The organism is Williamsia sp. D3, assembly GCF_000506245.1.
Classification (GTDB): domain Bacteria; phylum Actinomycetota; class Actinomycetes; order Mycobacteriales; family Mycobacteriaceae; genus Williamsia; species Williamsia muralis.
In genome coordinates this window covers 95,917-108,494 of the sequence record NZ_AYTE01000012.1, presented here as the reverse complement: position 1 = coordinate 108,494, position 12,578 = coordinate 95,917, and the positions used below count along the sequence as shown (strand labels likewise).

At 65.7% G+C, this 12,578-nt stretch carries 14 protein-coding genes; 11 read left to right on the top strand and 3 right to left on the bottom strand.

Going from position 1 to position 12,578, the window contains the following annotated elements; translation table 11 throughout:
* The first annotated feature begins 3 nt into the window (after nucleotides 1–3).
* Genes rplP through rpsQ form a run of 3 tightly spaced genes read left to right on the top strand, consistent with a single transcriptional unit; the run spans nucleotide 4 to nucleotide 952 of the window.
* Nucleotides 4–420, top strand: coding sequence for a 50S ribosomal protein L16 (gene rplP, locus W823_RS37495; protein WP_023956020.1), 417 nt, complete (start codon nucleotides 4–6; stop codon nucleotides 418–420).
* Nucleotides 420–662, top strand: coding sequence for a 50S ribosomal protein L29 (gene rpmC, locus W823_RS37490; RefSeq protein WP_023956018.1), 243 nt, complete (start codon nucleotides 420–422; stop codon nucleotides 660–662). The genes rplP and rpmC overlap by 1 nt, the downstream gene beginning before the upstream one ends.
* Nucleotides 659–952 carry a 30S ribosomal protein S17 gene (gene rpsQ, locus W823_RS37485; protein WP_023956016.1) on the top strand — a complete coding sequence of 98 codons (294 nt, stop codon included), beginning with the start codon at nucleotides 659–661 and terminating at the stop codon, nucleotides 950–952. Before rpmC ends, rpsQ begins: the two co-directional genes overlap by 4 nt.
* Before the next feature lie 148 nt (nucleotides 953–1,100).
* Here rpsQ and W823_RS0128355 read toward each other — a convergent pair whose 3' ends face one another.
* Entirely contained in the window at nucleotides 1,101–1,952 is an 852-nt protein-coding gene (locus W823_RS0128355) for a C39 family peptidase (RefSeq protein WP_023956014.1), read from the bottom strand.
* A 196-nt stretch (nucleotides 1,953–2,148) separates the two neighbouring features.
* Between W823_RS0128355 and W823_RS37480 the strand changes: the two genes are divergently transcribed.
* The 6 genes from W823_RS37480 to W823_RS37455 all read left to right on the top strand — a co-directional run bounded on the left by W823_RS37480 (nucleotide 2,149) and on the right by W823_RS37455 (nucleotide 8,322).
* Nucleotides 2,149–2,439: a hypothetical protein gene (locus tag W823_RS37480; protein WP_023956012.1), complete on the top strand. Its 291-nt coding sequence runs from the start codon at nucleotides 2,149–2,151 to the stop codon at nucleotides 2,437–2,439.
* A gap of 89 nt (nucleotides 2,440–2,528) precedes the next feature.
* Nucleotides 2,529–3,647 carry an LLM class flavin-dependent oxidoreductase gene (locus W823_RS37475; protein WP_023956010.1) on the top strand — a complete coding sequence of 373 codons (1,119 nt, stop codon included), beginning with the start codon at nucleotides 2,529–2,531 and terminating at the stop codon, nucleotides 3,645–3,647.
* Nucleotides 3,644–4,270, top strand: a complete 627-nt coding sequence (locus W823_RS37470) for an FMN reductase (protein ID WP_023956008.1) — start codon at nucleotides 3,644–3,646, stop codon at nucleotides 4,268–4,270. Before W823_RS37475 ends, W823_RS37470 begins: the two co-directional genes overlap by 4 nt.
* A 256-nt stretch (nucleotides 4,271–4,526) precedes the next feature.
* Nucleotides 4,527–5,036, top strand: coding sequence for a lipoprotein LpqH (locus tag W823_RS37465; protein ID WP_023956006.1), 510 nt, complete (start codon nucleotides 4,527–4,529; stop codon nucleotides 5,034–5,036).
* Between the two features lie 107 nt (nucleotides 5,037–5,143).
* The gene (locus W823_RS37460) at nucleotides 5,144–6,958 is read left to right on the top strand and encodes a hypothetical protein (protein ID WP_023956004.1); all 1,815 of its coding nucleotides are present in this window, start codon (nucleotides 5,144–5,146) and stop codon (nucleotides 6,956–6,958) included.
* Nucleotides 6,955–8,322 (top strand): CHAT domain-containing protein, encoded by a 1,368-nt coding sequence (locus W823_RS37455; protein ID WP_031331696.1) that lies wholly within the window; start codon nucleotides 6,955–6,957, stop codon nucleotides 8,320–8,322. The genes W823_RS37460 and W823_RS37455 overlap by 4 nt, the downstream gene beginning before the upstream one ends.
* 18 nt (nucleotides 8,323–8,340) lie before the next feature.
* Here W823_RS37455 and W823_RS56395 read toward each other — a convergent pair whose 3' ends face one another.
* Nucleotides 8,341–9,183: a hypothetical protein gene (locus tag W823_RS56395; RefSeq protein ID WP_152538004.1), complete on the bottom strand. Its 843-nt coding sequence runs from the start codon at nucleotides 9,181–9,183 to the stop codon at nucleotides 8,341–8,343.
* A 95-nt stretch (nucleotides 9,184–9,278) separates the two neighbouring features.
* On the opposite strand from W823_RS56395, the gene W823_RS37450 reads away from it, so the two are divergent.
* Both W823_RS37450 and W823_RS58050 read left to right on the top strand, forming a co-directional pair.
* Entirely contained in the window at nucleotides 9,279–10,616 is a 1,338-nt protein-coding gene (locus W823_RS37450) for a hypothetical protein (RefSeq protein WP_081729670.1), read from the top strand.
* Between the two features lie 10 nt (nucleotides 10,617–10,626).
* Nucleotides 10,627–11,760 (top strand): hypothetical protein, encoded by a 1,134-nt coding sequence (locus W823_RS58050; protein WP_023955996.1) that lies wholly within the window; start codon nucleotides 10,627–10,629, stop codon nucleotides 11,758–11,760.
* A gap of 14 nt (nucleotides 11,761–11,774) precedes the next feature.
* Here W823_RS58050 and W823_RS37440 read toward each other — a convergent pair whose 3' ends face one another.
* On the bottom strand, nucleotides 11,775–12,572 hold the full coding sequence (locus W823_RS37440) for an ABC transporter permease (RefSeq protein WP_031331692.1): 798 nt from the start codon (nucleotides 12,570–12,572) through the stop codon (nucleotides 11,775–11,777).
* Between the last annotated feature and the right edge of the window lie 6 nt (nucleotides 12,573–12,578).

The following is a 12,578-nucleotide window of genomic DNA, read 5'->3' as shown; positions in this document are numbered from 1 at the left end:
GGCATGTTGATCCCTCGTCGGGTCAAACACCGCAAGCAGCACCACCCCAGCCTGAAAGGTCAGGCCAAGGGCGGCACCAAGGTGACGTTCGGTGACTACGGCATCCAGGCACTGGAGAGCGCGTACATCACCAACCGTCAGATCGAGTCAGCTCGTATCGCGATCAACCGGCACATCAAACGTGGCGGCAAGGTGTGGATCAACATCTTCCCCGACCGCCCGTTGACGAAGAAGCCCGCCGAGACCCGCATGGGTTCAGGTAAGGGTTCGCCCGAGTGGTGGGTCGCGCCGGTCAAGCCGGGTCGCGTGCTGTTCGAGATGAGCTACCCCAATGAGGAGACCGCTCGCGAGGCCCTGCGTCGCGCGCAGCACAAGCTCCCGATCAAGACCCGCATCGTGACCAGGGAGGAGCAGTTCTGATGTCTGTCGGAATCGCCGCCGCCGAGCTCCGCGAGCTCAGTGACGAAGAACTGGTCGAACGTTTGCGTGAGTCGAAGGAAGAGCTGTTCAACCTTCGGTTCCAGATGGCCACCGGTCAGCTCGACAACAACCGCCGGCTGCGTACCGTGCGTCGCGAGATCGCGCGCGTGTACACCGTCATGCGGGAGCGCGAGCTCGGCCTGGCCTCAGGACCCGAAGCCGAGAGCGGTGACGACGCATGAGCGAGGACCAAAAAGTGACTGAAACGTCCACCACCGAGGAGCGTGCACGCCGCAAAGAGCGGATCGGGTACGTCGTCTCGGACAAAATGCAGAAGACCATCGTGGTCGAGCTGGAAGATCGTGTGAAGCACCCGCTTTACGGCAAGATCATCCGCACCACCAGCAAGGTCAAGGCTCACGACGAGAACGAGACCGCCGGCATCGGCGACCGCGTTCGCCTGATGGAGACCCGCCCGACCAGTGCCACCAAGCGCTGGCGTCTGGTCGAGGTCCTCGAGAAGGCCAAGTAAGCCAAGCAGTTTCACGAAAGCGGCCCGTCCCTTTGTTGGGGCGGGCCGCTTTTGATTGCTGTGCACCGACAACGTCCCCGTGACCGTGTGCGGGGGCATAGTGCCCTCCCTACATGTCGACGGGGACGTTGTTGGTGGCGGGCGCGCGCTACTTGCCGCCGATCACCACCGGCAGCAGGTTCCACGGGCGGTCGGTGAGCCAGTCGATGACGTTGGAGAGCCCAGGTGTCTCGTCGGCATCGAGGTCGTCGAGAAGCGGATCCCGTGTGGGGTCGTCCTCGGACACACCGGCATTGGGCGAGGGTTCGTCGCACACGATCATCGTGTTGTCGGCCTCGCCCCATGCCTCCTCGAACTCGTCGAGTCGGACTTCCATGCGGTCGCCGTCGGGATGGCCTGGGTCGCTGAGGTAGACAACACCTTTCTCGGTGTCGATCTCGCTGATCACCACACAGTGATCGCCTCCCTGGTCGCGACCCGTGGCTTCGTCGCGCTCCTCCTGCTCCGGGTCCCAGTACTCACCGGAGTCGACGTACAGCATGACGCCGCGGCCCTCGTCCAGAGCTGTCGCGAGGTCGTCCATCGTGCCCGTCTCGACGGTGGCCGGGATCCCGTTCTGTTCGAGCAGGTCCGCCGCAGCGTAGATGGGCATGCCGTTCTCGATCTCGCCATCGAGGAAATAGCCGTTGTCCTGGGCCATCTCGACAAAGGCGTCTTCGCTCTGGATGTCTTCGCCGGTGTACTCCGCGACGATCTGGGCAACACTCGCCGGCACGCAGGTGCCGTTCACGGCTTGCTGGAACCAGTGCTCGGAGTATTCGTCGGCATCGCCGCCGCCGACCCCGTCAGACGGTTCTGCGGGCTCGTCCGGCGGAGCCGCATCCTGATCGGGCCACAGTTCGCTCAGCACCGACTCGAGTTCGTCCAGTGCGCCGGAGTCGTCGGCCGCCGACGCTGTCGAGCTGTCCTGCGCGCTGTATTCGGCATCGCCTTCACCCATGGCTGTTCCCTTCGATGAGATCCATTGTCGATTGGATCGGCGTCAGGGCCCGAATGTTCCCGTGATGAGCGAACCCGGATTTCTCGGGCATCCAGGAAGCTCACAGCCAGGTGCCAGAGTTCTACGAGTTCGCGTTTCTACCTTGTGAAGAGTCGGCCCGGGCAGAACAGGTCGGGCTTCAGGAAGGGAGGACAACATGCAGGTCAAGAAGGCGTTCACGCGGACGGTCGCAACGGGGGCAATCGGCCTGGCTTCGCTGGGAGTCGGTGGGGCAGTGGCCGAGGCGACGGCAGCGCCGTCGGCGACATCATCAACAACGACGCAGGACGGCCCCAACCGGACGACTTCATCGTCCCCGGGCGCGGTCAAACGCCCGGATCTTGCGACATTCACCTTCCGCGGGCAGGAGGTCACCCCCGCCTACGACCGATACAAGCGTGGTTGGGGCTTCTGGTTCTTCGGCTTCTGGGTCCCGGTTGTTCTGTGACAACCGCTCGGCAGCCTCGGCCGGCGCGACGAAATAATTCGGACCACGGTCCGGTTATGATGATCGTAGCTTCTACCGAGGAGGTAGCCATGCAGTTCGGAATCTTCACCGTCGGCGATGTCACCGTCGACCCCACCACCGGTGTCGAACCCACCGAGAACGACCGGATCAAGGCGATGGTCGCGATCGCCAAGAAGGCGGAAGACGTCGGGCTCGACGTTTTCGCCACCGGCGAGCACCACAACAAGCCGTTCGTGCCCTCGTCTCCCACAACGATGCTCGGTTACATCGCGGCCCAGACCAAGACTCTGCAGCTGTCGACGTCGACCACACTGATCACCACCAACGACCCGGTGAAGATCGCCGAGGACTTCGCGATGTTGCAGCACCTGGCCGACGGTCGTGTCGATCTGATGCTGGGCCGCGGCAACACGGGCCCGGTCTATCCGTGGTTCGGCAAGGACATCCGACAGGGCATCCCTCTTGCCATCGAGAACTACCATCTGCTGCACCGACTCTGGACCGAAGAGGTGGTGGACTGGCAGGGCAAATTCCGTACGCCGCTCACCTCGTTCACCTCAACGCCGCGACCGCTCGACGGCGTCGCTCCATTCGTGTGGCACGGGTCGATCCGTAGCCCGGAGATCGCCGAGCAGGCCGCCTATTACGGGGACGGCTTCTTCGCCAACCACATCTTCTGGCCCAAGGAGCACTTCCAGCAGCTGATCGGTTTCTACCGTGAGCGCTACGAGCACTACGGTCACGGCACCGCGTCCAAGGCCGTCGTGGGACTCGGCGGGCAGTTCTTCATCCGCCCCAAGTCGCAGGATGCGGTCAACGAGTTCCGGCCGTACTTCGACAACGCGCCGGTCTACGGTCACGGCCCCTCGCTCGAGGAGTTCACCGCGGACACACCGCTCACCGTCGGCAGCCCACAGCAGTTCGTGGACAAGACGCTGAGCTTCCGTGAGCACTTCGGCGACTACCAACGCCAGCTGTTCCTGGTCGACCATGCCGGACTGCCGCTGAAAACCGTTCTTGAACAACTCGATCAACTCGGTGAGGTGCTTCCGCAACTGCGGGCGGGATTCGCCGAGGGGCGCCCCTCAGATGTTCCGGACGCGCCCACCCATGCATCGCTGGTGGCTGCACGAAGCGCTGCTGTCGCCGAGGAGGGCACAGTCGAGGCGGAGGCGATCAGCCGATGAATCCGACTCGTGTGGTGGTCGTGAGTGCCGGGGCCGGTGAACCGTCCTCGACTCGGCTGCTCGCCGACAGGCTCGCCGCTTCGGTTCAGGCGCAACGTGATTCGGTTGCGGTCGAGACCGTCGATCTGCGGGAGATCGCGGTGGACATCGCCCAGAGCATGATCGCCGGATTCCCGGTGGGTGCTGCGGATCCCGCGGTGAAGGCTGTTGTCGAATCCGATGCCGTGATCGCGGCGACGCCGGTGTTCAACGCGTCCTACAGCGGATTGTTCAAGTCGTTCTTCGACATCATCGACAAGAACAGTTTTGCCGGTAAGCCGGTGCTGATCGCTGCCACCGGTGGTAGTCCGCGACACTCGATGGTGCTCGATCACGCTGTGCGGCCGATGTTCTCGTATCTGCGCGCTGTGGTGGTCCCGACCGGTGTATATGCCGCGTCCGAGGATTGGGCGGGTACCTCCGGGGACACCGCCACGCTTGCCGACCGGGTGGATCGTGCCGCCGGAGAATTGGTGGCGCTGCTCGGCGGCACCCGTCCGACGCCATCGCCGGTTGACGATGACGAAGCCGGGATCGCCAACTTTGCTCGGCTGCTGGGGGAGTCCTTCCACCAACCCAACTGATCGCGTGATCGGCCACGGACACAATGTTCCTGGCATCAGCGCCCCCGGCACCATTGCCGGGGGCGCTTTCGCGTCAGAGCGCTGGACACCGGATGTGCGAGGTCAGCGGTGGCCTTTCGATCGACATGGGCGATTCGATCGCGTCGGCGAATGGTGGACAAGCGCCAGAAATTGGGATCGGTAGCCGCTCGGCCGGGCTTTAGTTATCCCATGCCGGAGCCACACCGAAGGCGCCGCACAACGAAAGGGAAGACCAATGAAACGAGTCCTCACAGCCACCCTCGGACTGATCGCCAGCGCAACCCTGCTGATGGCCTGCTCGGACGACAGCAGCAGCAACGCAGACAGCAGCCCCGCGGCGAACCCGGTCGCAACCAGCCAGTCGAACGGAACAGAGGTTTCCACCGGCGGCGACACCGAGGTCAAGGTGGAGGGCAAGGATCTCGCCGGCGTGGACCTCAACTCTGTGAGCTGCGTGAAGCAGGGCGGCAAGATCAACGTCGGCAGCGGCTCCACCGGTGGACAGCAGGGCCTGGGCATCGTGATGACGGATGAGGCCACCCCGAAGGTCGAGTCGCTGGGACTGGTGGTCGACGGCAACGCACTGGCTGTGACCAACGGGATGGGGATGTCGGTCGGTTCGGCGAAGGTCTCGGTAGACGGTGACACGTACACCATCACCGGTGAGGCCGAAGGCGCTGACATGAAGAACCCGACGGCCGGAATGATCAAGAAGGAGTTCAGCATCAAGGTGAGCTGCAACTGATCTGAACCGGTGAGAATGCGGCGGACGTGCATCGCACGTCCGCCGCTTTCGTGCGTGGTGCCCGTGTAAGCGGTTGCCCGCTGGTCCGCGATCAATATGATGCAGCCATGTCGGTGACCGGTGATCTCGAGCGTGCGCGCAACCTCGCCTGTGCCGACGACCACGCTGCCGCCCGCGACCTGTTGCTGTCGCTGATGCCGAAGATCGAACAGCTCGACCGAGACGATTTGATACTCGAGGTGTTCGCCCAGCTCGGAACGATCTACCTGACCCGCGGCGCTCACGACGGGGTCGTGGAATGTGTCCGCAGGATTCGCGATTGCGTCGGTATCTATTCGGAGATCCTCGCCGGGAAGATGCCCGAGGCCGCGGCGCAGGTGACGATGTCACCCGACGACATCACCCGGATGGTCGTCCGTTACACCGGGCGTGCCGATGTCCTCGACATCGGCCTGGCATCAGCTCGCGGTGACCACGACGAAGCGGCGCGGCGGCTTGCGCATCTGCCCGGCAACGCCGTGGGCGAGCCCGATTCGGACCCCGACCCCGACCATGGGTTCCATGTGGCACACGCACGCATCCTGTGCGCGATCGCGCTCGGTGATGTGGACGAACACGTTGCTGCCGCGCCCCTGTGGGAACTCGGTCTCGAAGAGTTGATCATCGTGCGACGAACCGCGTCGGAACCCGGCCCGCCCCCACCGTCCGATGCCTGGAGCCGGCCGGGCTCGGTAGGAGCCGACCGGCTTGCGGTGGACGCTGGGATCGGCTACGGCAGATTCTGTGTGCAGACCGGACGGCTCGAGGAGGCCGGCTCGCATCTTCGTCGTGCGGGTGCGCTTGCGTCGCAACGCGGCTGGCCTCTGGCATCGGCGCGCAGCGAACTCGAACGTGCGGCTCTCGCCTGGGCTCGGTCCGACCATGCGGACACCGAACGCCTGGCCCAGGCGGTGTACCCGGTGTTGGCCACGTATGCGGTCGCGCATGACGTCTCCAGATGCTGGTTGTACCTGGGGCTCACCCGGATGGCCGCGGGCGAACTGCAGGCAGCCGACCACTGCTGGGAACAGGCGCAGCGGCACTGGGACGAATTGGGTATACCCCTTCATCGTCACCGGATCTTGATGCAGCGCAGTTGGATACCGGTGTTCCGCGGACAATTCGACCGCGCCCGGGAGATGGTCGGGCAGGCCCGGATGCTCCTGGACGCGACCCCCCATGCGACCTGGCTGCACCACGCCCGCCTCGATGACCTCATGGGATCGATATGGCGAGCAGAGGCCCTCTCCGACATGGGTTTCGACGGCATCGGTGATCCTCTCGCCGACTGGAATGCAGTGGAGGCGCGGGTTGCCATGTCGGAGGGCATCACCACGGCGGCCGACGGGTCGGCCGGCCATCTCTCGGCCCAGCCCAAATTCGAACAAGCCGCCGCGCTGAAAATACCCGCGGCGCTTGCGGTCGACAGTGTGCGGCATTCGATGCCCGACGCCGAGGCTCGTTCGCGCTGGGCCCAGTCGGTCTCGGCCCCGGTGATGGCCGGCGCCTTCGCTGCGGCGTGGGAATGGGACAACACCTCATTGGTCGCCGAGATGATCGAATACGTGAGTGCACGGGGAACATTCGGCCTCGACCCGAGAGTGTCCGATGCTGTCGGCGGTGAGTGGGCACTGACCGCCACGGGGGCGACACCGTTGCACTCCGTCGCCGATTCCGATGCCGGCATCGACGAGAACCGTGCGGTGGCTGCCGGGGCCACGACCACTGCGGTCACCGGCGGTCTGACCCGGCTGGGTCCGTTGCCCCCGCTGCAGATGGACCGCGGTGCCGGCGCGATCCTGGCGGAGTATCGACGGCTGGCCGCCGAACGCTACGGACGCACGGTCACGAGCGGCGAGCCGATGTGGCCCACGTGGAGATGACCAGCGCGCCACCAACAAGATTGGTCCTGCGGTTTGCCGACGTGGGAGTTGCGACATACGCCAGCCTGCGGGTGGTGGGCGAGCCCGCACGCACCGTCACCTGGGTGGTGGAGGAGCCGTTTGTGTTGGCCGCGATCGAGCAGGTGGCCGATGCACTGCCCTCGCCGCGCGACGGCGAGACGATGGTGGATGCCCTTCGGCGGTCACTCCTGTCGGGCCCATTTTCCGATCCGTCGACCGAGTTGCGTGCGTCGTACCATCTCGGGCTGCTGTTGCTCTCACAACAGGCATGGTCTCTTTTGCTCGAATGTGTGGCGGCCGTTCGTCCGGTTCTGCATCTCACTCCCACGGCGCGTCTGGCACAGATCCCGTTCGCCCTGCTCGCGTTGCCATCGGTATATCCCACCGCCGACCAGTTGGTGCGTGCCAAGGCCGGGGCTGTGTCGGCCACCGGGGAGGTACTCGCGCGACTGCCCTGGAAGGCAGACGATCTCACCGCGTACACCGAGGGTTATCGGTTGATGGAACTGGTGGATCTCGTGATGTCGCCCCCGGCGAACATCGTCAACGCCCCGAGACGCCCGGCGCGCTGGGAGGAGCGCCGCACCTCACCCCCGGTTCTCATCCTCGATCCCCGCGTGCCCGGGCAGACACCTTCCTCGCCTCTGGGCTCGGTGTTGGGCAGACCGTCGCCGGACAGCCTGGTGTCAGAACACTTCGCCGGCGCACTGGCGCGCCATACCGTGTATCCGCCGGTATCGGACACGGTGGAGTTGTTCAGGCGCCGCGACACGGACCGGAACTGGTTGTCGGTTGTGTTGCAGGACAAGCCGAGCAGGATGCTGTTCGTCGGTCATGCCAGTGCGGCCTCGAGCGAGGTGGGCTACGCCGAGCGGTCGGCGTTGCACCTGTCGTGTACAGCTCTGCACCCCGGACTGGCGGATCCGGTGGGCAGCCATCGACCGTGGACGGCCGCCGACCTCCTCGCCGATACCGGGCGCTGGCCGATGCCTCCGCGAGTGGCCCTGGTGGCGTGCGCATCGGGCACCGATCACCGTTTCGACGAGCCGAACGGTTTGGTCGCGGCCATGATCCTGGCCGGATCGGAGCTGGTGACGGCGACGTTGTGGTCGTTGCCGACAACGGCCGGATATCGAAGCCTGGCCGACGGTGATACCGCCATCGATCCCATGGGGGAGTTGATCGCAGCTGTGGACAGCGCCCACGAGAGTGATGACCCGGTGGTGGTACTCGGTCGGTGGCAGCGTGCGCAGATGAGACGCTGGCGTTCAGGGGATGTCACTGCGCACCCGGTGTTCTGGGCATCCCTGGTCACCTTCGCAGTGCCCGATCACCGAGCGTGAGGTCGGCGCTGCGCCGGCTCAACTGCGTGGGACGCAGACCGCGACACGGGAGGAATCAGTGGAGCGGTAATAGGTGTCGATGATGCTGCCGGGCTCGACCTTCGCCACGGAAGTGGCCGGGATGAACGTCACCTCGTGTGCGGGGAACTGGCCCCCTTCGGGACGGTTGACGATCACGTCGAGCTCGACCTGACGGTAGTCCTCGCACACCTGGCCGGTCGGCTTCATGGCCGTCACCACCGCTTGTGACTTGACGCCCCGCCGGATGAGGTCGAGTTTGTCCGCCGTGGTCAATCCCTTCCGGATCAGCATGGTGTCGAAAGCCGCTCGCGCTGCGGTCATGTCGTCGGCCAGGATGACTTCGGACGGTCGCTGCGGGTCGAATCGGACGGCGAGCACCACACCCGGCCACAGGGTGGCACGTGAGCCTCCTGCATCGAATCCGTGATGATTCAGATGCCCCCGAAAGTGCTGTCCGGACACCGTTTCGACGTCGACGATGATCGTGGGTGCCGCCGCTTCACTGTGGTCAACCCAGGCCCTGTCGCCAACCCGAGCCTTGTCACCGACCGACGGCGCTTCCTCGACGGCATGGACTGTTGCGATGCCGATACCCGGTTCGTCCAGAGGCACGGACCTCGGCTCGTGGTGGGAGCAACGGCTCATGCGGGACGACGGACGCATCTCGCCCACCGACACCAGAGCCGCGCCGGCGAGGGCAACGGCCCCGACCGAGAACACTGCGGCGCTCGGCAGGAGGAATGCAACGGTCGCGATCAGCGCGACCGTCGCGCACGACGCCAGGGTCGCCAGTGCGGGAGTCGACATCGGACCATTTACGGGGCGGGGTGCTGGTTTCATGGATCAAGGGTCACTGCAGGTGCCGGCTACCGAACCCAACTTCTCGAGCCACGCGGCTCTGGTCGAGCGCACAGTGCCTCGTCTAGCATCACCTGGTGACTACCGGGTACGACGTGGCGACGGAGGTCGCCCTCGCCCGCCCACGTCGGGCGGTCATCGACGAGGCCTGGCGCCGGCTCGGTCCCGGTGTGGAGGTGCTCAGCGGCAGCGACGGTGGCCCGCTGCGCCGGACCGTGAAACGTATTCTCGATCCGCTGGTGCTGCGGCTTCGTGTGAATCCTCAGTTCTCGGCGGCGATCCTCGCCCCTGACGTGGCGCGCGACCTACATGACGTGATCATCGCTCACGGCGATCAATTGCTCTGCACCGCACAGTGGTTCGAGGTGCTCAAGAAGAGTCGCAGGCGGCTGCGCATCACCACCGGTAATGCGCAGGAACTCTATTTCCCGATCTCGTACGAGCTGGCCGTCACCCACGGTGCGCCGACGGGGGACGTGGAGGCTGTCGCCGATGCCGTTCTCCGTGACGTCCACTCGGATCGGGACCGTACCGCGACCGCAGCTCTGGACAAGCATCTGGCTGCGTCCCAGACCATCTCGACCCTCACTCGACAACTGGAGAGGAGCTGGCGCGACGTGCGTCCCGGCGGGGCGATCACCGGGCCGTTCCTGTCGGGATTGAGCACCGTACTGGCGGAGACGGGCGACCATCGGGCGCGGGCGGCACGGCAACGGGTGTGGACGGCCCTGGTTGCCGACGACACGCCATTCAATCTGGGGGCGGGTGCACGGGTCGATCCTGCCGCGTTGCCCTGGCGGCTGGTGGACCTCGGTCTGACATCTACTGAGCCGCAACGATGTCCGCATCTTACGGAGAGGTTCTCCGGGGAGCGGCCGCTCGACCGGGCCGTGGTGGACCGTGTCCGCGCCACACTGCGTCGAGCGCTCGACCGCGAGGAACTCCCCGACATCCCGCTGTTGTGTGCCGAAGAGGTGGACCGTGCGTGTTCCCCCTGGGGTCTGCTGGCAGAGGATATCCAGGCAACTCTTGTTGCCGGCATCGAGGTGGCTGTGGAGTTGATGCCGCTGGACGAAAAACACAGCGCCCGATACGGATTGGCGGCGCTGATCCAGGCCCGGCTGCGCAAGGAGGCCTACGTGTTGCACGCCCGCCGGTGCCTTGCCGCCGGCGCCCCCGTTCATCCGCGTCAGCAGCGGGTCGTCGACGACCTACGCGCGTTTCGCCGCCCGTATCTCGGCCGGCTGTGGGCCCGGCTGCACGGTCGTGATGTGTGGCAGGAGTCCTGCGACGATGTCGAGGACATCCGATCACTGCTCGATGGGGTCGCCCGGTCGGCGAGTCTGGACCAGCGGCAGCGGATCAAGGCCATGCTGGCGGACGTGAGCGGGTCCGAGATCGAGGTGACCGGGTGAGGGTCGTGTCATGAGAATCGGAGTCGAGTCGGGGCTGTGGACCACCGGCGAGGTGGAGCGTGCACTACCGCTGGTGACGGTGCTCGAGGTGAGCGGCGCGGTGATGTCCTGGACGCTCGACGAGCAGAGCACGCCACAGATCGAGTTCACCGATGCATCGCGTGCCGACTGGCTGTGGCGAGTGGTCGGTGAACGCGGCCATGTCGCGGTCGCGGCGGTCACCGACGGCCCGACCGATTCCGCGGTGGCGATCGAACTCGACGGCATCGACGTGGACACAGAGTCCGTCGAGATCCCCCGACGACTCGCCTTGGGACATTGGCTGCGCAGATGGTGGCCCGCCGGTGTGGGCGAGGGCATCCCTGCTCTCGACCTGCCTCTGCTCGACGCGGAGATCGCGATTCTCACCTCCGCCGCGGAGATCTTCTTCACCGACGACACCATCGATTCCGGTGTCGCCGAACTGCTCTCGCCACACGCCGCAGCGCTCACCGAACATGTGCGTTCAGGCGATCCACGTGTGGTCGAGATGGTGCGTCGATGCGTGGACCTGGTGGAGGAGGTGGGGATCGGCGATCCGGCACACCGGTCCGAGTGGGCTGAGCTCTCGGCACTCGCTGCGCACATGGACGCACTCGATACGCCCCCACGAGGACATCAGGATGATTACGCCCTGGCAGCGGGAAGTGGTTCAGCGCCTCGAACCGACGCGATCGCCGCCGGCACCGACACGATTCGCTGGGGTGGTGTGCCTGCGGGAATCTTCGATGCTGCCGAAGACACCGTCGACTGGTACGTGCGAGCCGACCCGGCAGCCACCGTGATCGTCGCGGCGGCGGTGGTACCCGGGGCCGACCCGGCGGGCATCGATGTGTCGGTGCGCGCCGCCGGTGTCAGCGGCTCGGCGGTCCTGGGATCAGATGGCCAGGCGCATGTCCCGCTTGTGGACATCGACGGCGAGCCGATGAACGACGACAGGGCGTGGTCCCACGACTGGTCGTCCACGTCGGTCACGGTCGGGGTCCCCGTCGAGGAGACACGTGAAACCCGGGACCGGGTGCGAGCATTCGCGCGCCGACGGCTCGGTGTGCCAGGGCCGGACGCGTTCCTGGCCGAGATCCTGGCCGCGGAGGCCGACTACTGACAGTCGTCCACCGGTCAGCGGCTGGCGACGGTCCGGTAGCGCCACAGCGACAGCGGGACGAACACCAGCAGGATTGCCAGCGAGGTGGCCAGTGAGTACTCGACGGCATGGTCGGCCACCCAGCCGGTGGCCTGCGGGAAGTCCGGGGGCGCGGAGTTGCCCAGCAGATCACGAGCTGCCGTGGCCACCGCCGTGATCGGGTTCCATTCGGCGATCGCCTTGAGTGGTCCGGGCAGGCTCTGAGCCGAGATGAACGCACTCGACAAGAACGTCGCCGGGAACATCCACACGAAGCCGACGCTCTGCGCCACCTCGACGTTGCGCGCCATCAATCCGGTGAAGGCGCCCACCCACGACATGGCGAAGGCGAGCAGAAGGATCAGACCGAGCGCGAGCAGGGCATCGGCGAAGCTGCCGCGGATACGCCATCCGATGACCAGTCCGGTGATGGCCATCACGGCAACGCTGACGATGCTGACCACGAGATCGGAGAGGGTTCGGCCGAGGACCACCGCCAGCGACCACATGGGCAGGGTCCGTAGCCGATCGACCAAGCCCGACTGCAGATCGCCTGCCAGTCCGACGGTGGTGAAGGCCGAGTTGAAAACGACCGTCTGCGTGAAGATGCCGGCCATCAGGAACTCACGATAGGACGCCCCGCCCAGCGTTGCACCAAAGACGTACGCGAAGAGGAACACGAACATGAACGGCTGAACGGTCGCGGAGACCAGCAGGGTCGGGACGCGGCGGATGGTGAGCAGGTTGCGTCCGGCCATCACCGAGCTGTCGGAGAAGAGCCCGCCACCGGACATCGTCGG